General features: G+C 33.0%; 15 protein-coding genes and 1 tRNA gene. 4 read left to right on the forward strand and 12 right to left on the reverse strand.

All coding sequences use genetic code 11. The features are described from left to right. Positions 1 to 55: 55 nt before the first annotated feature. On the reverse strand, positions 56 to 820 hold the full coding sequence (locus C8C83_RS11235; protein ID WP_121328666.1) for an enoyl-CoA hydratase/isomerase family protein: 765 nt from the start codon (positions 818 to 820) through the stop codon (positions 56 to 58). 185 nt (positions 821 to 1005) lie between these two features. Between C8C83_RS11235 and C8C83_RS11240 the strand changes: the two genes are divergently transcribed. The 3 genes from C8C83_RS11240 (at position 1006) to C8C83_RS11250 (ending at position 4323) form a co-directional block, all read left to right on the forward strand. Next, a tRNA-Ala gene (locus C8C83_RS11240) sits at positions 1006 to 1079 on the forward strand. A 463-nt stretch (positions 1080 to 1542) separates the two neighbouring features. Continuing rightward, positions 1543 to 2685 (forward strand): helix-turn-helix domain-containing protein, encoded by a 1143-nt coding sequence (locus C8C83_RS11245; RefSeq protein WP_121328667.1) that lies wholly within the window; start codon positions 1543 to 1545, stop codon positions 2683 to 2685. Positions 2686 to 2841: 156 nt separating this feature from the next. Next, entirely contained in the window at positions 2842 to 4323 is a 1482-nt protein-coding gene (locus C8C83_RS11250) for a serine hydrolase domain-containing protein (protein WP_121328668.1), read from the forward strand. Between the two features lie 72 nt (positions 4324 to 4395). On the opposite strand, the gene C8C83_RS11255 is transcribed toward C8C83_RS11250, so the two are convergent. The 3 genes from C8C83_RS11255 to pyrH all read right to left on the reverse strand — a co-directional run bounded on the left by C8C83_RS11255 (position 4396) and on the right by pyrH (position 8424). Further along, positions 4396 to 6891, reverse strand: a complete 2496-nt coding sequence (locus C8C83_RS11255) for a DUF5686 family protein (protein WP_121328669.1) — start codon at positions 6889 to 6891, stop codon at positions 4396 to 4398. 119 nt (positions 6892 to 7010) lie between these two features. Then, entirely contained in the window at positions 7011 to 7574 is a 564-nt protein-coding gene (gene frr / locus C8C83_RS11260; protein ID WP_121328670.1) for a ribosome recycling factor, read from the reverse strand. 142 nt (positions 7575 to 7716) lie between these two features. After that, positions 7717 to 8424 carry a UMP kinase gene (gene pyrH / locus C8C83_RS11265; protein ID WP_121328671.1) on the reverse strand — a complete coding sequence of 236 codons (708 nt, stop codon included), beginning with the start codon at positions 8422 to 8424 and terminating at the stop codon, positions 7717 to 7719. A 191-nt stretch (positions 8425 to 8615) separates the two neighbouring features. On the opposite strand from pyrH, the gene C8C83_RS11270 reads away from it, so the two are divergent. Beyond that, positions 8616 to 9233 carry a thioredoxin family protein gene (locus C8C83_RS11270; RefSeq protein ID WP_121328672.1) on the forward strand — a complete coding sequence of 206 codons (618 nt, stop codon included), beginning with the start codon at positions 8616 to 8618 and terminating at the stop codon, positions 9231 to 9233. Between the two features lie 376 nt (positions 9234 to 9609). Here C8C83_RS11270 and truB read toward each other — a convergent pair whose 3' ends face one another. The 8 genes from truB to C8C83_RS11310 form a co-directional block, all read right to left on the reverse strand. Next, entirely contained in the window at positions 9610 to 10305 is a 696-nt protein-coding gene (truB, locus tag C8C83_RS11275; RefSeq protein WP_121328673.1) for a tRNA pseudouridine(55) synthase TruB, read from the reverse strand. Beyond that, positions 10305 to 11111 carry an undecaprenyl-diphosphate phosphatase gene (locus C8C83_RS11280; protein WP_121328674.1) on the reverse strand — a complete coding sequence of 269 codons (807 nt, stop codon included), beginning with the start codon at positions 11109 to 11111 and terminating at the stop codon, positions 10305 to 10307. The genes truB and C8C83_RS11280 overlap by 1 nt, the downstream gene beginning before the upstream one ends. Before the next feature lie 109 nt (positions 11112 to 11220). After that, positions 11221 to 11475 (reverse strand): DUF3098 domain-containing protein, encoded by a 255-nt coding sequence (locus C8C83_RS11285; RefSeq protein WP_121328675.1) that lies wholly within the window; start codon positions 11473 to 11475, stop codon positions 11221 to 11223. An 88-nt stretch (positions 11476 to 11563) separates the two neighbouring features. Beyond that, complete coding sequence (locus tag C8C83_RS11290) at positions 11564 to 12439, reverse strand: permease-like cell division protein FtsX (protein WP_099709724.1); 876 nt, start codon at positions 12437 to 12439, stop codon at positions 11564 to 11566. A gap of 368 nt (positions 12440 to 12807) precedes the next feature. Beyond that, positions 12808 to 13407, reverse strand: a complete 600-nt coding sequence (locus tag C8C83_RS11295) for a molybdopterin-dependent oxidoreductase (protein ID WP_233566055.1) — start codon at positions 13405 to 13407, stop codon at positions 12808 to 12810. Between the two features lie 18 nt (positions 13408 to 13425). Continuing rightward, positions 13426 to 15426 carry a TonB-dependent receptor gene (locus C8C83_RS11300; protein ID WP_121328676.1) on the reverse strand — a complete coding sequence of 667 codons (2001 nt, stop codon included), beginning with the start codon at positions 15424 to 15426 and terminating at the stop codon, positions 13426 to 13428. Positions 15427 to 15521: 95 nt separating this feature from the next. Then, the gene (locus tag C8C83_RS11305; RefSeq protein WP_121328677.1) at positions 15522 to 18083 is read right to left on the reverse strand and encodes a TonB-dependent receptor; all 2562 of its coding nucleotides are present in this window, start codon (positions 18081 to 18083) and stop codon (positions 15522 to 15524) included. A 267-nt stretch (positions 18084 to 18350) separates the two neighbouring features. Beyond that, a complete protein-coding gene (locus tag C8C83_RS11310; protein ID WP_121328678.1) occupies positions 18351 to 18698 on the reverse strand; it encodes a LysR family transcriptional regulator in 348 nt (115 codons plus the stop codon). Positions 18699 to 18936: the final 238 nt, after the last annotated feature.

The raw sequence follows: 18936 nt of genomic DNA on the forward strand, positions 1-18936 counted from the left end.
CAAAGTTTTAAACTTTGACAAAGTTATCGTAAACTGAAAACTGAGACTGAAAACTTTACTTTTTAAATTGTGTCAAAGCATTTCTGCTGAAATCAGATAATACTAATTTTCCAGTAATTGCAGCACGTTCAAGAAGTAATGATTGCCAATGCTCTGTTCCTTCCCAGATGATTTTTTTCATTTCGAATAAAGCTTCCGGATTGTATGAACTTAGTTTTTTGGCAAATTTTTCGACTTCAATATCCAATTCCTCTGCATTATGAATCGACGCATAAAGTCCGTTTTGAAGTGCCCAGTTTGCCGATTTCCATTCGTGCGCTGCAAGTGTCATTTCGGTCATTGCTGTTTTTCCAATTTTTCGGCTTACGGCTGGTTCAATTACAAACGGACCAATTCCAATGGCTAATTCGGATAATTTTATAGCACTTTCGGGCGTAGCCAAAACATAATCACAAGCCGAAATAATCCCAACTCCGCCACCAACGGCTTTTCCTTGAACGCGACCAATAATAACTTTAGAACAAGAGCGCATTGCGTTTAGCAAATGAGCAAATCCTGAGAAGAATTCTTTTCCCTGTTCTTCATTTTCTACCGCAAGAAGTTCATCAAAAGAAGCGCCTGAACAAAAAACTTTTGAACCTTCGCTTTGCAAAACAATAACCGAAACTGTTTCCTTTTGACTTAATAAATTAATCTCTGCCGTTAAGCGATTTAATAGTTCACGAGGAAAAGAATTACTGGCGGGATGACCAAATTGAACAGTTGCAATAGCATTATTTAAAGTGGTTTGCAAAGAACCATTTTGATTTTCTGAACTCATAAAAATAGATTTGATCGTAAAGTTACGGTTTTGGAAAATATTTTAGCCCGAAGCGATTTGAAATTTGTTTTTTGAGAATTAAATGACTTTATTTGCTAACGCTTTGGGGGATTAGCTCATTTGGTTAGAGTATCCCTATGTATTCGGGAGGGTAACAGTTCGAATACAGATTCCAAACAATAAAAGGGGGATTAGCTCATTTGGCTAGAGTACTTGCCTGGCAGGCAAGGGGTGACCGGTTCGAATCCGGTATTCTCCACAAACATTTGTAAGCCTATAAATTTTAATTTATAGGCTTTTTTTATGCCTAATATTTTTTAGATAAAATAATCAAATTTAGTATCAATATAAAAACCTGTGGAGCTATAAAAAAGTAAGGATGAATTTAACCGCAAAGGGAGCAAAGGTTTTTTGTTATAGATTACGCTTATTAAACGCAAAGTTCGCAAAGCTTTATCAATATAGCTTTGCGAACTTTGCGTTTATATAAAACCTTACGAATAAAAAACCTTTGCTCCCTTTGCGTTTAAAATGATTAACCTATAAAAATATTTTTATATTTCTACAGGTTTTTGTGTTGATCCCAAATTTATTTAAACCTTCAAATACAATTGCATAACCAACAAATATTTTGTTATTTTTGAATAGACTATCGCAACTTTGTTTTGCATTTAAAAACGTAATAGTTATTTGTAAACCCTAAATAATACCAAAAGAATATAATGAACGATAAGATTGATTTATTAGTTATTGTAACAGTAGTTTCCTTGTTTATTTCATTATTTCTTGCATTTTTTTTGTTTGCAGTCAAGACACAGCATAAGTTAAGTAATGCTCTTTTTGCTACTTTTTTAATATTATGCGCAATAGATACAAGTCAAACTCTATTTAACTTAATAATTGATAAACCTTCCAATTTTGGAATGTTAAGAGGTTTGTTTGCTTTCTTGCAAATTCCTGTTTTTTATTTATACGTATTATCTGTTTGCTATTCTGATTTTAAACTTAAGCCAAAACACTTATTACATCTGCTGCCATTTATAATTGCAAATGCAATTTTGATAGCTCGTTTTTATGCTGTAGATGATGCTTCTAAAATTAATTTTATTAAAAACTATCAAAGTATGATTGAAATACAGTTTAATCATATTCTTATACACGTTCAGTTGTTTGCATATATTGTTGCTGTTTTTATGGTTTTAAGAAAAGCAAGAAAACTCTATCTCGAAAATTGTGCTGGTACAAGTATTAGTTCTTATAATTGGTTGTTTCAGTTTACAGTTGTGTTGACTATTTTATATTCGGGTGCACTTTTAAAAAATATTTTCAAATTTTCTGATTATCCATATATTTCTGAATGGATAAAAATTGGACTCTTGGTCTTTCAATTATTTATTGTTTGTTGGTACTTGTTTAAAGCATTAAATAATCCGGGTTTATTTAGGAGTATTGATTCAAAATTAAAACTGGTTTCGGATATTGTTTTAGAAGAGAAAAAGAACGAGCAATTAGCTGTAAGTGAAAAAGAATACAATGAAGAGTTGTTGAAATTGCAGCAATATATGACCGAAGAAAAACCGTTTCTGGATCCTTCTTTAACAATTCAGGATGTTTCTAAGGATATTGCAATTCCTGTTCGGGATTTATCTCTTTTAATTAATCATAAATTGCAGCAGCATTTTTATGACTTTGTGAATACATATCGCATCGAAGAAGCTATGGAAATCTTAAAAGATGCTACAAAAAGTAAGATGACCGTTTTAGAAATTTTATACGAAGTAGGTTTTAATTCGAAATCTTCTTTTAATACCGCTTTTAAAAAACATACCGGTGATACTCCAACTGTTTATCGAAAAAGTGCTTAAATTCAATGCTTTGTAATTACTCGTACTCGTAGTTTTAATTATTCATACTTATTTTTTTAAGACAAATGCGTTCGACTGAGTTTATTCGGTCGCATAGGTTTCGTTTCTCCCACATCTTTGTATCGAAATGAATTACTAACCTAAAATTACGATACAATGAAAAACGCTATTTATTTATTACTTCTTATAGTAACCGTTGCAACTGCTCAGACGAACCAAAAAACAGTATCAAAAGAAAGAGATTATAGCTTTCTTACCGATAGTTTAAATATTGATAAACAATTAGAAAAATACAAACTTGCCGGATTTAGTCTTGTTGTTTTCGAAAACTACGAAATAGTCTATTCAAATCAATTTGGTGTAAAATCAATCGATTCAAAAGAGAAAATAGACAAGAATACGGCTTTTTCTACAGCTTCGATTTCAAAACCAATTACAGCACTTCTTTGTTTTATTCTTGAAGAGAAAGGATTGATTAATTTAGACACTCCAATTGATGGATATCTAAAACGCTGGCATTTGCCAAAAAGTAAGTTTACAGAAAATAACAGTCCAACCTGGAGACAATTTCTAAATCATACGGCCGGTACATCTCAAAGTGGATTTGCAGATTACTATCAAGGCGATACAATCCCGACAATAAAAGAAAGTCTTTTAGGAAAGATTCCGCGATATGATAAAGAAATTGAATTTTTGTTCACGCCAGGAACGGGATGGGCATACAGCGGAGGAGGTTATGTGATTGTTCAAATGGCATTAGAAGATACTTTTAAGAAGTCTATTGGAGAATTGGCAAAACAGTATATTTTTTCTCCTCTCGGTTTAAATAACACCACAATGATTCAGCCTGATGAAAAAGGTTTCCCAACAAATGTAGCGCTTGTTCACGATGAGAATGAAAAGGTTATTAGAACAGGTTTACCAATCACGCCGCAAGTTGGAGCATCAGGAATGTGGTCGACGCCAACTGATTTAGCTAAACTTGCTATCGAAATGCAGAATGCATTACGCAACAAAAACAATAAAGTGATTTCTCATGATGTTGCAAAAAAAGTAACAGAAGTATCTGCCTTAAAAGATGCTGTTGGCGGATGGAGTTACGGATGGCAAAAGTCTTTTGGCTATAATAACTATGAATGGTTTATATGTAATGGTTCAAATACTGGAGTTGGAGGAAGTGTTTTTGCTACAATGACAGATGGAAACGGCTTTGCATTTCTAGCCAATGGCGAAAAACCGAATCGTTTTCCTGTGATGGGGAACACGCAAAAAAAGCTTTTGACTTTGATGGACTGGAATAATAAAACGTCTAATGAAGAAACTCAGGAAATGCCTTCAAGTATAAAAGAGAAACTAATTGGGACTTATGATGATTTTCTTTATGGACAAGGAGTGGAAACCAAAATCGTGGAAAGGAATAATCGTCTTTATGTTGAATCGATGTTATTGGATCATTTTAAAGGGAAAAATGATAATGAGTTGGTATATCTTAAAAATGGATTATTTAAAATTGTAGATTATCCAAACTTGTTGAAATTTGATTTCAGTAACGGCAAACCAACTTCTGTGATTTTGATAAGAGGTAATATGGAGACTGAAGTTCAGCTTGATGTTAAAAAGGAGGTTACGAAAAGCTAAAGGTAATTTAGAGATTCTTTAGGCAATTCACCTTTGTCAAAGTTTAAAACTTTGACAAAGGTTATGTTTATATTACAATCCTAAATCAAGAACATAAGATATTTTGACAGCAATATTATCTTCAAATTTTAACAGCTGATTTGGGCCATAGCGATAAAATCCGCCGAGACCAAAACCTTTAAAGATCTTGTTTAATTCAATTCCGGATTCAAAGAAACCTTTGTCTAATGTTTTATAAGTTGGTCCAACATGTTGTTGCGGATTTTCCATATTTCCCCAAGCCATTCTCGTTACTAAAACTAAAGATGGACGTACTTTTTTGAATATTGTAATTCGGTCAAAACCGTGTTTGATTTGGAAAAATATATATTGGCTGGAGAAAAACTCATTAAAATACATAGTTTCAAAACTGTTTCTACCTGCAAAAGTGATACGCTGAATCACGGTTTCTTTAGTAAGGTTATTTGGCATTGTGTTGTACAAATGCGTAATTGGAACATCGCCCATTGCATAACCTCCTTGCAAAAGTAAACTGGTTTTTTGACCGTTTAGATATTTCTTTTCATACTCCGTTTTGAAATCTATTTTGCCAAAGTTAAAATCGTTTTCCAGAACATTTGGTAATGATTGTGTGTATTGAAAGGTAAATCTTGGAAATCTCTTTTCAGATTCATTTCTTCCTGTTGGCGTTTGCATGAAATCGCTAAATGGCGCCCAAACTATTGACAACATTGCTGTAGTCATAATATAGTTGGAATATAATTTTCCGTTTAGATTAAAAAGATAATCAAATTCCGGCTGAACAGAGGTTCGTGATAATTCTAAAATAGCTTCAGTTTTCGGAATAATTTTAGTCTGAACATTCGCTTTCCAGCTACTATATTGGTAGAAAGTACTAATGTTGATTGGTCGCGGATCGTAAATTTTAAAAACACGTTTATCAACTGCAAAAACAGTACTCGCAATCTCCCGAACGTCGTCTGTATACGATCCGTTTATCCAGGTATTCGTGCTTTTGTCCAGTAAAACTCCGGTTCCTAAACTGTATTTAACTTCGCCGTCTTTAGTTCCGTAAGCTGAATATCCTTCGATTCTGAAATTTTTAGAAAAACGATCATTTGTGATTCCGCCTAAACCAAGACGAAAACCTTCGTAATTATTGTAACTGATTATTTTCTTTAAATCCAAATCAACAGGTCCAATTGGGAAATAACCATTGATTATTTTTCGCCCAAGACCTAAACGTTTTTCAATTCTTTTCTTAACAGAAAGACTGTCCAGTAATAAGTATGTTTTTTGGCTTTTTAAGTCCAAACTTTCTTTTCTATAGGTATTCCAGAATTCTTCCGGTTTTTTGCTCGCATCGTCCTTTATTTCGATGTAAAGCGCCGGATTTTTTATAGGATTGGTTGTGTTGTAATGAATGTCGAAATTATTACTCTCAGAAAGTAGATAGGTAAAATCAGACGCTGATTTTTTTCTCGGTTCAAAATTATCTTCAACGTCACCGTCAAACTGAATAGTTCCACCTAGAATTTTAATATCATCATCATTCTTTCCTTTTACAATTTTGAAAGTTGTGTTGCTCTGAAACCATATTTTCTCACTTGGAACATATTCAAATTCATGGATTCCGCTAATGTCCAGAACGCCTTTTATTCGCATTACGGCTTTGGCAACAGCAAAATTTTCCTGATCGATATACAAAACGCCTTCTAAACCTGATGATCTTCTTTTTTGTTTGTTTTTAAAGTAAATCATATAAGTGTCACGCCCTTTTATGTTTACAGTATCCAGTAATTTATAATTGTAATTCGAAGTTGCGCTGTTAGAAATCGGGTTTTCATACTTGGTTTCAAACAATTCATATTTAGAATCATAAATAGAAATAGATTGTAAATTGAATGCTATAATTTCATAAATAGGCTGTTTAAAACCTGCAATTTTGGTTCCCAGAACAGTTTCTTTGAGTTTGTGTTCGCCAAATTGATATTGAGAAACCTTTTCAGTCTGAAATAAATGCTGTTTGCTTATGATTTCTTTAAACTTATAATCGGATGAATCGATGTTGATTTCTTTTTTATTGAAATCTTTATAAGCCGCAGATGAATCTATTCTGCCGTCGATTGAATCAGCATTGGCAGTTACAATAAGTTTATTATAGGTTTTGTATTCAAAACTGCTTAGGCGTTTTTGTGGATTGTTATTATTTTTATTGGCAATAACCTTTTTGATAATGGTCAAAGCAGGATTTTCATTAGAAACAACAACTTCTTTTAAATCATCTGTTTTTTGAGAAAGAGATACTGCATAATATTTTTTGTTTGCCGTAATTGCAATGATTTTAGTTTGAAAACCAATGTAGGAAACGGCAAAAGTGGTCGTTTTTTCGGCTATTTTAAAATCAAACTTTCCATCGACATCTGTAATGGTGTTGATGTTGTCTGAAGTTGTAATTGTAGCAAAAGGAAGAGGCTTATTGTTTGAATCTGTTACAATTCCATTTATTTGAAATTGCGCCTGAATAGTAAGCGTAAAGAACAAAGTCAAAAAACAAAATAGTTTCATAAAGGAGATTATAGATTCAAAAACGAAAACAATGCATTTTTGGTATGCAAAAATAAGAATAAAAAAATCCGCTTGGTAGTATTTTAACCAAACGGATTTTTAATTTGTTGTTACAAAAATTATACTTTCATGATTTCAGCTTCTTTTGCTGCCAACAATTCGTCAATTTTTTTGATGTAAGTATTTGTTAAGTTCTGAACTTCTTCTTCTGCAGATTTACAGATATCTTCTGAAGTTCCTTCTTTTTCTAACTTTTTAATGTCAGTATTAGCGTCTTTACGCACGTTACGAACACCAATTTTTGCATCTTCGGCCTCAGATTTTGCTTGTTTAGCAAGGTCTTTACGACGCTCTTCTGTCAAAGGCGGAACGCTGATGATAATTACATCACCATTATTCATTGGGTTAAAACCAATGTTTGCAATCATAATTGCTTTTTCAATAACTTGTAGCATGTTTTTTTCAAACGGCTGTAAAGTAATTGTTCTTGCATCAGGAACGCTAATTTTTGACACTTGCGAAAGTGGCGTTGCAGAACCGTAGTAATCTACAAAAACACTCCCCAACATTGCCGGAGAAGCTTTTCCTGCACGAATATTAAGGAATTCTTTCTCTAAATGCGCAATCGAACCATTCATTGATTCTTCTGTACTATCTAATATAAATTCTATTTCTTCAGTCATTTTTTTAGATTTTTAAGTCCCGAAGCTTCGGGATAGACGATTCTATTGTTAAAAAAGATTCCTCTAATTTACTAACTAATATGATTTTTTGTTTTTTTTTGAATGTAATTTGATTGTCAAAAAATAGAACAATCTAAGTAGTTTATACGTTAACTACTGTACCAATGTTTTCACCTTCACAGATTTTCAAAAGGTTACCAATTTTGTTCATATCAAAAACAACGATTGGCAATTTGTTTTCCTGGCTTAAAGTGAAAGCAGTGGTGTCCATTACGTTAAGCCCTTTTTTAAGAACATCATCAAACGAAATGAAATCAAATTTTACTGCCGAAGCATTTTTCTCAGGATCAGAATCGTAAACACCATCAACACGAGTTCCTTTTAGAATTACATCAGCATTGATTTCGATTCCTCTTAAAACTGCTGCAGTATCAGTTGTGAAATATGGATTTCCGGTTCCGGCTCCAAAAATTACGATTCTTCCTTTTTCAAGGTGGCGATCTGCTCTTCTTTTAATGTATGGTTCTGCAATAGATTCCATTTTCAAAGCAGTTTGTAAACGCGTTTTCATTCCTCTGTCTTCAAGTGCGCCTTGCAAAGCCATTCCGTTAATTACGGTTGCAAGCATTCCCATATAATCGCCTTGTACTCTATCCATACCTGCGCTTGCACCGGCAACGCCTCTAAAAATATTTCCTCCTCCAATAACAATAGCAATTTCTACTCCTTTACTGTGAATTTGCTTAATTTCTTCAGCATATTCGGCTAATCTTTTAGGGTCAATTCCGTATTGTAAATCACCCATTAAGGCTTCGCCGCTAAGTTTTAGAAGAATTCTTTTATATTTCATGTTTGTGTTGCGTTAATTTGTGCAAATATAGACATATTCTGATTTTTAAAAATAATGTTTACAAAAAATTAATTGCTCTTTTATTTTTAATGAAATAAAGCTTTTATAATTTATTTCAGTTGAATGTGATAAATGTCATTCTGGCGTTTACTTAAAATTTGTAATTTTATAATACTCAAAACGAAACACGTATGAAAAGTATTGTAGCCAAAGCATTATTCCACAGTTATTCTTATGCAGAATATCGAAAATTAGTTACCGATTTATTGTCAGAAGGAAAATCAACAGGAAACGAACAATCTGAAAGCTTAACACATTATACAAGTCTGAATGAAGTCAGAATGAATCGGTTGGAAAAAACGATCAAGATTTCTGAAGACGTAATTTCAAAACTGCAAAACTTAGACAACCATTACATTTGGCTGGTAATATCTGAAGGATGGTGTGGCGACGCTGCTCAAATACTTCCAATTATTGAGAAAATGGCGCATGAATCGAATAAAAAGATTGATCTTAGAATTGTACTTCGCGATCAGAATGACGATTTGATGAATCATTACCTGACTAATGGCGGAAGAGCAATACCAAAACTTATCGTAATTTGTAAAGAAGCCGGAATTGTTCGCGCTGATTGGGGACCAAGACCAAAAGGAGCAACTGAATTAATGGCAAACTATAAAAAGGAATTTGGTATTATTGACGAGAAAATCAAAACCGATTTGCAATTGTGGTATTTGGCTGATAAAGGCGTTTCTGTTCAGCAAGAATTGGTTGAAATAATGGAAAATATCAAATATAACCGATTATAGTTTTGAGACTAAAAAATCGTTGAAACGCTATGTTTTTCGGGCAATTGACTGAAAATTAGTATTTTGACAGTAAAAAATGTATTAAAATATTTTTCTGTAGGATAAATATTTTGTAACTTGCTCATATAATCCCACTTCTACTATTTACTATCTGACTTGCTCTTTTTATTGGTGTTTATTTAATATCTAACAATTAAAAATACACTATCATGAAAAAGTTATTCGACAGGTTTTACGATTTTATCTCAGGTTTATTATTTGGAGGAAAAAATATTCCTCACTATTAATTATTCCAAAAGGGTTGCGTATGAAATAACTGTACTTAGAAGTGAGCACATTATACTATTGCCTTATTTTGTAATGTGCTATTTGTCTTTTATTTCAAATTAAGACTTTCCTCAAATAAAGTAATGTCAATTGCATTTTTTACGTCATAATCGCCAATTTTAGTTCGGCGTAAAACCGTTAAGTGCGAACCTGAATTCATTGCTTTTCCAAAATCAAAAGCCAGAGAACGAATATAAGTTCCTTTGCTGCAAACTACTCTAAAGTCAATTTCGGGTAATGCAATTCGGGTAATCTCAAATTCGTGAATGGTTGTTTTTCTACTTGCGATTTCAACTGTTTCTCCAGCACGTGCGTGTTCGTATAATCGAACGCCGTCTTTTTTAATTGCAGAAAAAATAGGTGGTTTTTGATCGATTTCGCCTAGAAATTGTTTTACCGTTTCATGAATTAAAGCTTCATCAATATGAGAAGTTGGAAAAGTCTCGTCGATTTCAGTTTCTAAATCATAAGATGGAGTAGTGGCTCCAATATAAAAAGTTCCGGTATATTCTTTGGCTTGACCTTGAAGCTCAGAAATTCTTTTGGTAAATTTTCCGGTGCAAATCAATAATAATCCAGTTGCCAAAGGATCTAAAGTTCCGGCGTGACCAATTTTGAACTTTTTTGGAAGTCCAACTTTATTAATCAAAAGATATTTTAATTTATTGACAGCTTGAAACGAACTCCATTTTAAAGGTTTGTCAATCAGTAAAACTTGTCCTTCTAAATATTCTTCGGGTGTCATTAGTTTACTGATAAAGGGTGTATGAAAAAGTGAATTATCAGTAATGCAATACCAAGAATTATACGATAATATCCGAAAAATTTAAATCCGTTTTTAGTTAGAAATCCAATGAAAAATTTTATTGACGCATAAGCTACTATAAAAGCAACAATGTTTCCGATGGCTAATATTCCTAAATTATCTGTACTTAAAACTTCTGGGGAATCTTTGTAAACATCATAAATGCTTTTTACTGTCGCAGCCATCATCGTTGGAACTGCTAGGAAAAATGAAAATTCTGCTGCTGTTTTTCGGGTTAATCCTTGTTGCATTCCACCAATTATTGTTGCTGCGCTTCGGCTTAATCCTGGAAAAATAACAGCTAGTGTTTGATAGCAACCAATTAAAAAAGCTTTTTTATTGCTTATTTCTACGTCATCATTTATAGTCGGATTTGTAAACCATTTATCTACAAAAATCAAAATGATTCCGCCTAATAAAAGTATAACAGCAATAAAAATAGGCGTTTCTAACATTGCTTCAATATGTTTTTTGAAAAGCCCGCCAATAATTAAAGCTGGAATAACAGCAATAATTAATTTGATGTAAAATTGTATTCTGCTAAAGTCAAAGAATTTTTTCCAATAGATAACGACAACAGATAAAATTGCAGCCAATTGAATCACTATTTCGAAAAGTTTTGTAAAATCGTCTTTAGCAATTCCCATAAAGGAAGACGCAATAACCATGTGACCAGTTGAAGAAACAGGTAGAAATTCTGTAATTCCCTCAATAATGGCTAGAATGATAGCTTGTAATGTATTCATCGAAAATTTAGATTGTTAGATTATTAGACTTCTTAGATGTCAGACTTTTTTAAAGAGATTAATCTAATAATCTATAGATCTAAGTTGTCTAAGCAGTCTAAAGAAAAGTCTATTTAGACTTTTTGAAAATAGAATAAATAGTGATTCCAAAACCAATCAAAACAGTTGTTGGAGCTAAACGAATACGTCTAAAACTAAAAACATCTTCATTAAAAACATTTGGATTATCACTTCCTCCGCCAGACATTAGAATAAAACCTAAGGCAATAACTCCAATTCCAATTAAAAGAATTTTGTAGTTGATACCGTCAAAAAGAAATTCTTGTTTTTGCGGTTGTTCTGTAGTATTAGTATTGTTTTTCATTTTGTCATTGTGAGGAATGAAGCAATCTTATCCTCTATTTTATATGAGTTTATATTTTAATCTAAAATCTAATATCAACAATCTAAGATTAATATAGATCGTCAGTTCTTAAATTCAAGAAACGTTGTGTTGCGAAGTGTGTACTTACCCAAGTGATCAAAACACCTAAACCAAAAACGGCTAATAATACCAATCCAATTAAGGCTTTATCTTCTAGGATTCCTAATCCAGGGAAATTTGATTCAACATAAAGTAAAAGTGCAATTAAAGCAATAATAGCTAATCCTGCACCTAACATTCCTAATTTTACGCTGCGCATTACAAAAGGTTTACGGATAAACGATTTTGTTGCGCCAACCATTTGCATGGTTTTAATGATAAAACGGTTAGAATGAATTGATAAACGTAATGAACTGTTGATTAATAAAACCGCAATTATCGCAAGGAAACCGCTGATAATCAAAATCCACATACTTACTTTTTTGATGTTGTCGTTTACCAGATTTACTAATTGTTTGTCGTAAACAATATCTTCAATCATAGTGTTTTGTCTTAGAGTACTTTCGATTTTCGAAATGCTGTCTCTTTCAACATAATCAGCTTTTAAGTGAATGTCATATGAATTCAATAATGGATTTTCTCCCAAAAAGGTTAAGAAATCTTCTCCAATGATATCTGTATGTTCTTTTGCTGCTTTTTCTTTAGAAACATAAGCGTAAGATCTTGCAAAAGGCGCCCTTTTCAATTCCGTGTTGAATGCTTTTATCACACTATCGTTGGCTTCATTTTTAAAGAAAACCGTCATTGCGATTTTTTCTTTAAAATCATTCGCCAGTTTTTTAGAATTGATAATGAATAATCCCAGTACTCCCAAAAGGAATAAAACCAAGAAAACACTTAATACAACCGAAAAATAAGAGGAAATTAACCTGCGCTTTTGAAATTTATCAAAGTTAGAACTCATAGTTTGCTTAAATTATGTGGTAAAAATAATAAAGTATTTCTTTATTTAAAGTTAATAACGAACTTTTATCCCATAAATGTACAATTAAAGATCAAAAGAATCAAGATTAAAACCCTTTGTAGCTTTGAAGTTTTGCAAATTGAAATGTGATTTTACCGCAAAGCGTGCAAAGCTTGTTGTTGAATTTTGGAATCTGATTTAACCGCAAAGCGCACAAAGTTTTTTTATGCGTGGTTTTATACAAACGCAATCCCGATAGCTATCGGGAGCAAAGCGTTGTGTTGATATAGCTTTGCGAACTTTGTGTTTACTATCCGTAACAATTAGTTAAAAACCTTAGCGAACTTTGCGGTTAAATTCTCAAACCATTACTTGACCTTATAAACCTCGATGCTTTTAAGCCAATAAACATGACGTGGACCGGTTTTAATATCGTTTTTGCAAATCAAAATCATTTCACCGCTTTTTACTGGTTTTCCGTTTTCTTCAAAAAGAACATAAGTGTTTTCTCCAGTTGGATTATTAAAAATTTCGGCCCATGAAAATGTCGCTTTATAATCGTCTGAAGCTCTTGCTACGATATAGAAATTTCGGTCTTTATGTCCGCTTTGTTTGATTTTGGCTTTTTCTAGAATATCTTTCAAAAGAACACCTTTACAAATTTTATCGTCTTTTTTTACCTCGCCGCTTTGGCAAACGACTTTAAAATTATCGATCGTAACAACTTTCATTTTCTTTAGAGAATCTACGCTTAATTGCAACGGAAATTCGACATCGCCTTTAACCGAAATTTCATGATTTACTAATTTTAAACTATCGGCGGGTGATAATACAGGATGTTTGTCATTTTCAGGAGATGCTTTTTTTTCTGTGGAAACGGTCGTGTCTTTGTTCTCTTTTTTAGGAGAATTGCACATGCTTAATGAAAATGCAAGTAAAAGAACGAGAATGTAGTTTTGAGTTTTCATATAATATTGATTTGTGATTTAGTTATTGAAAAAGCGAAGAGTGATGAAAAAATTACGGCCTTCTTCAGGATAACCTTCCACAAGCATATAGTTTTTGTCGAAGATGTTATTGATTCCCGCGTCAATGCTAAAATTTTTAGCGATTTTACCTGAACCGTAAAAGTTTAAAAGTGTATAATCAGGAACTCTGGTTCCGTAACTTGTACTGAAACGAGAAGAATTAAACTCTGAATTGGCAATGAAACGCAGAATTTTGATAGGTTTATATTCTAATGTTCCCATAACTTTTGTGTTTGGAACATCGGTAAAATGAATGATTGGATTGGTGATATTTTTTCTTTCGATATAAGTATAATTAAAGTTAAACGAAAGGTTTTCTAAAACAGCATAATTGATTTGTGCTTCAATACCACGATATTCGGCTTTTCCAAAATTTTGCATTTGAGATTTTCCAGGCTGAACGTTGCTCACACTTAAAATCGCATCGGACAATGAACTATAAAATAATGCGGTTTGAAAAGTGATCTTGTCCAAAAATGAAGCCGTATAATTTACTTCGTAATTTGTCGCTTTCTCCGGTTTTAAATCCGGATTAGGAATCGCTGTTCCCATTCTGTACGAATAACGATCTTTGATAGTTGCAAATCTTGTTTTTTGAGAAACTGTTGCGCCCAATTTTTGGTCTTGATTCAATTTATAAAAGACTCCAATTTGTGCATTATAAGCATCACTTGCATCGGCTGTAGGATAATCTGAGATTACTTTTGTTGTGGCGTTATAATCTTCGGCTTCTATGTTTTTTCTAACATTATAACTTACACCCGGAATTACGGTAAGTTTCGAATTTACGGTATAAATATCTTCAAGTCCAATCAAAACGGTATTGTCTATAAAATGACGGACTGGTTCTCCAAGATTGTTTTCGCGGTGAACATCTTCCTTAAATTGAAAAGCAACTTTTAAATCATTTTTCGGAATAAACTTCGTGTTGTATTCCAGATTTCCACCATAAGTATAATCGTTGTAAATACTTTCAAAAGCATAAGCTTTGGTTTGTGTTGAATAAGTTGCATCGTCGTAACTGTCCAAAGTATTGTTGAAACGATCAAAATACAATCTTGTTTTAAAGCTGTTTTTGTCATCGAAAGCAGAATTCGAAATAAAATAAAAACTCTCTTTATCCCAATCCGGCCATTGCCAAAAACGAGGTTTTAGCAAAAGCGAATTCAATGGATCATTTCCCGCATAAATCGGATTTCCTTTTTCGCCTTGTTGATTTATATAACCAATGGCATATTCGTTTCTTTTGTTTGGCGTCCAGCCAACTTTAAAACTAATTTTCTGATCTGTTCTATACGAATTGTCTCGTTGTCCGCCATTTTCATTCGCTGTTGGAATAAAGGTTGAAGACATTCTAAAGGAGTTTCGATCGAGATAAGAAAATCCGCCCTGAACATAAAATTTCCCCAAATTAGAACCAATATTTATGTTTCCTTTATAACCGTTTTCGTTAATCATTCCCAAAGATCCATCGTATTCCAGTTTTTGAGAAGGTTTTCTGGAAACAAGATTAATTGCTCCGCCAAGTGAATTTGGTCCATAAAGGACAGACGAAAATCCTTTTGAAACATCGACCGTTGCCAGATCAAAAGTGGTAAATCGGGCTAAATCGACATAACCGTCATAAGGAACATAAACCGGAATTCCGTCCATATAAACCGGAACTTGTCTCAAATCAAAACCACGAACAGAAACCATAGATTCATTTCTGGGACCAGAAGCTGTCAAAGTAACTCCAGGAAGCATGTTTAAAGCTCTCGAAACTTCGACTTTATTTTGAGATTCCATTGTTTTTGAAGTAACTCTATTAAGAGTGTCTTTGTTTTGATGATTGGTTACAATTACTTCTCCCAACATAAAAATGTTCGAAGTTTTTACAGAATCTACAGGTTCTGAATTATTCTGCTGACTGAATCCAAGAAGCGGAAAAAGTAATAGTGGAATGATTTTTAGTTTCATAATTTATTTGGTTTTTTCAGTATGTTTTTAAATGAATACTGATGATTGAAAATTGGTTGGGTTGCTTATAATTATTTGGTCAATATTTGTAGATTTTAAATTTTTCGAGGTTCCCAAACTAGGGACAGATAATATAATCCGCCAATTGATGGTCCGCCAAGAATAGAAGTATAAGGTTTGTTCAAAAGATTAGTTGCGCCTAGTTTTGTTGAAATCCCAGGCTTTTTGAAATTATAATTTACCTGTGCATCCATAGACCAATAAGCAGGAACGGTTCCTGAAACCAAAAAAGACACATAATCAAAATTGTTTTGATAGCGAGCCGTAACGCTTGCGCCAAGATTTTGCCAGATATTATTAGCTATTAAAGTTCCGTTTACATTAAATTCCGGAGTATTAAAACCGTCTTCCAAGCCGTCTTTATCATCTGTTCGATCAAGTTTTGTATAGGTTAAATTCGTTAGCGCCGTAAAAGTTTCATCAATTCGATATTTCAAGCCTAAACTTCCTCCGTAATTGTAAATTTTACTTTTAGAATTGGTCCATAAACGGTATCTGTTTTGGGTGTTTTTTGAATATAAAGCTGTCGGAATCTTTGTTGGATCTGTCGTATTTGGAATACTGGCTTCGACTTGAGCGATAAAATTTTTATAAGAGTTATAATAGAAATCGGCATCGATAAAAAGATTTTTATTCAATGTAATTACTTTAAAACCCAATTCGAAAGATTTTACAAATTCTGGTTGCAAATATGTGTATGGATTTTTTTGAATTGTATTTTTATTCTTTTCGATCGCTTGCGCTTGCGTTAATCCAAGAGTGTTTACATCGCTATTTACCTGAGATTGAAATTTGTCGATTGAAGCTTTGGTGTATGAATTTTCGAAAATACCATCAGACATAATTCGCAATCCGCCAACACGTTTTACGCCACCCGAATTTACATTTGAAAAACCTTCGAAAATACTCGGAAAACGATAACCGTTTTGATAAGATGCTCTAAAACTTAGGGTTTCTTTTGGCGAATAAACAGCTGTAAACTGAGGCGTAAATTTAGTATCAAAATAATCGGCTTTGTCAATTCTTAAAGTAGCGCCTAAACGTAATTTATCTTGTAATAAATCTTTAGTAAGTTGTGTAAAGCCGCCAGTTTTTTGATACGTTAGATTTTCAGAAGCATGAACTGGATTGATAAAATAATTTCCGTCAGGAACAATAATATAGGTTCTGTAATCGAAACCGCTTAAAAGTTTAGCATCGATTTTTTCGAAAAAAGAAGTAAAAGCTTTATCCCAATTTAGTAAACCTTCGGCATGAACCAAAGTCGATTTTACGCGTAAAGCGGCACCAATATCCCAATTATTAATATCGATTAATTCGTTTTTCTTTTGTTCATAAGCTTCGGTTCCGGGTTGAAATCTTCCCTGATCAGAAGTTGTTCTTGCGATTTTGTGCGCATCAGCAATAGAGGCCCCGTTTGTAATTGCCGTTTTATAAGCAGTGGAATAATCTGCAAACCATTTATCGTCAGATTTATAGGCGCGATCCATATTTTCTGCAAGCGAACGCATATTGTATGAATCTCCTGTATTCTCAGTTGTTGCGTAGGCTTTTACCTGAAAAATAGGTGTGTGATAATCGGCAGAAAATTGATTCAAAGTATAATTGTCTAATCTAAAACGATTCGAACGTTGGTAAATCGTATTGATTAATGCAGTTTTATAGGTCACGACCAATTCATGATCTTTTTTGGGACGAAAATATAAACCAACATCTGCTTTGTAGTTTTTAATATCATAATCAGAGATATCAGTTTCGCGATAACCGGTTCTGGCAACAACATAATTTTTACCGTTTAAGTTCAGGGTTTTTCTATTTGCCGATTCATTTCCGTAACCGTTTACTTCGTCATAAGCAGGATTATCTGACCCGAATAAATTGGTCGAAGCATTTGCATTTGGAGCCAAATCAGTTCTGTCATCAGCAACCCAATCTGTTCCTCCAGTTGTTGAAGCATTTATTTTGAAAGCCAGTTTTTCACTGAATGCTTTTGCAATGCGCAAATTAAATTGCGAATATAATTTTGGCGAAAAGCGATCAATATTTCCAACATGATTTACACCCGTCAATTGCTGAACACTTATGCCTTGATATTCAAAAGGATTTTTGGTCTGAATATTTGCCAGACCATTAATGGCGTTCATTCCGTATAAAGCCGCTGCAGTTCCCGGAATAATTTCTATTTTATCAATATCGAGATCATTCGCGCCAAGCGCATTGGCAATTGGAGCACCCAAATGTGGCGCCTGATTATCAATTCCGTCTACTAATTGGGCAAATCTTACATTGGTAGAATTGGCAAAACCTCTCGTATTGATAACCTTAAAACCCAAACTTGGTGTGATAATCTGAACACCTTTTACGTTTTCAAGCGCTTCGTAAATACTTGGCGATCCCATTTTTTTGGCTTCCGCCGATTTTAATTGCTCAATACTTATAGGAGATCGCATGATTCTTTCGGATCTGCGGGAAGCTGTAATTACGACTTCATTTAATTCTTCTTTTTTGATGTTATCGGGATTTTTTATAGAATCTTTTGCTTGAGAAAAGCTTTTAAAACTGACAAGAAGTAGGAATATGTAAAGTTGTAATTTCATATTTAGAATAAAATTTTTCAGTATGTTTTAAAATGAATACTGACGGTTAAAAGGTTCGCTTTTGGTTAATTTATTTTTAGAAAGAAAATCAATATGTTTTCTTAGGAATACTGCTATTTGATGTTTTTGTTTCAGAAATAAAAAACTTTATCCATTTCTATTTCACAAAACAAATACAATTTTTAAATATAAAATATGATTAAAATCATACTTCAACAGATTGAGAATTAAAGGAAATCCAAGCGATTTTGGGAGAATCAAAGTCTCTTAAAATTTCAATTTCTGAGTTTCTTTCTCTGCAAATTCTTTAATACGTTTTTCAACTTCATAGAAAATACCGATTGCTTTTTCTCCGGCTTCCGTCAGTTTTGCGCCACCGCCGCCTTTTCCGCCAAGTAATTTTTCTACCAAAGGTTTTTCTGCGCGCTGATTCATTTCTTCAACTAATTGCCAGGCTTGTCTGTAAGCCATTTTCATTTCTTTTGCAGCGTTGGTAATAGATCCTGTTTTTTGAATATTTTCCAGAAGCCATATTTTTCCAATTCCTAAAAACGGACCTTCAGCTTCTTCAATCCAAAGACGGACTTCAATAGAGTATTTTTTAGTATTCTCCATGCTTAATTCTAAATAGTTATTGCTAAGATACTTAGTTGTTATTTGTAAAGCTATTCTTTCTTAGGTTTATTTGTAATTAAATAAGGTAAACATTTATCGCTAAGTATTTAAATACAAACATAAGTATTTTTACGTAATTAAAATTAAGTATTTTGTTATTTTATTTGTTTGTCAACGAAATAGCTTTGGTACAATGTGTAATAAATGTAAATTTGCAAACTTAATTCGGTGATAAACC

Source organism: Flavobacterium sp. 90 (genome assembly GCF_004339525.1).
In the GTDB taxonomy this organism is placed as follows: domain Bacteria; phylum Bacteroidota; class Bacteroidia; order Flavobacteriales; family Flavobacteriaceae; genus Flavobacterium.

Bases quoted from the DNA above. Each gene is read 5' to 3' on its own strand.
- C8C83_RS11280 (WP_121328674.1), bottom strand. From the start codon at position 11,111: ATGAATACATTACAAGCTATCATTCTAGCCATTATTGAGGGAATTACA.
- frr (WP_121328670.1), bottom strand. From the start codon at position 7,574: ATGACTGAAGAAATAGAATTTATATTAGATAGTACAGAAGAATCAATG.
- pyrH (WP_121328671.1), bottom strand. From the start codon at position 8,424: ATGAAATATAAAAGAATTCTTCTAAAACTTAGCGGCGAAGCCTTAATG.
- C8C83_RS11305 (WP_121328677.1), bottom strand. From the start codon at position 18,083: ATGAAATTACAACTTTACATATTCCTACTTCTTGTCAGTTTTAAAAGC.
- C8C83_RS11270 (WP_121328672.1), top strand. From the start codon at position 8,616: ATGAAAAGTATTGTAGCCAAAGCATTATTCCACAGTTATTCTTATGCA.
- C8C83_RS11295 (WP_233566055.1), bottom strand. From the start codon at position 13,407: ATGAAAACTCAAAACTACATTCTCGTTCTTTTACTTGCATTTTCATTA.
- C8C83_RS11250 (WP_121328668.1), top strand. From the start codon at position 2,842: ATGAAAAACGCTATTTATTTATTACTTCTTATAGTAACCGTTGCAACT.
- C8C83_RS11300 (WP_121328676.1), bottom strand. From the start codon at position 15,426: ATGAAACTAAAAATCATTCCACTATTACTTTTTCCGCTTCTTGGATTC.
- C8C83_RS11290 (WP_099709724.1), bottom strand. From the start codon at position 12,439: ATGAGTTCTAACTTTGATAAATTTCAAAAGCGCAGGTTAATTTCCTCT.
- truB (WP_121328673.1), bottom strand. From the start codon at position 10,305: ATGACACCCGAAGAATATTTAGAAGGACAAGTTTTACTGATTGACAAA.
- C8C83_RS11235 (WP_121328666.1), bottom strand. From the start codon at position 820: ATGAGTTCAGAAAATCAAAATGGTTCTTTGCAAACCACTTTAAATAAT.
- C8C83_RS11245 (WP_121328667.1), top strand. From the start codon at position 1,543: ATGAACGATAAGATTGATTTATTAGTTATTGTAACAGTAGTTTCCTTG.
- C8C83_RS11285 (WP_121328675.1), bottom strand. From the start codon at position 11,475: ATGAAAAACAATACTAATACTACAGAACAACCGCAAAAACAAGAATTT.
- C8C83_RS11255 (WP_121328669.1), bottom strand. From the start codon at position 6,891: ATGAAACTATTTTGTTTTTTGACTTTGTTCTTTACGCTTACTATTCAG.
- C8C83_RS11310 (WP_121328678.1), bottom strand. From the start codon at position 18,698: ATGGAGAATACTAAAAAATACTCTATTGAAGTCCGTCTTTGGATTGAA.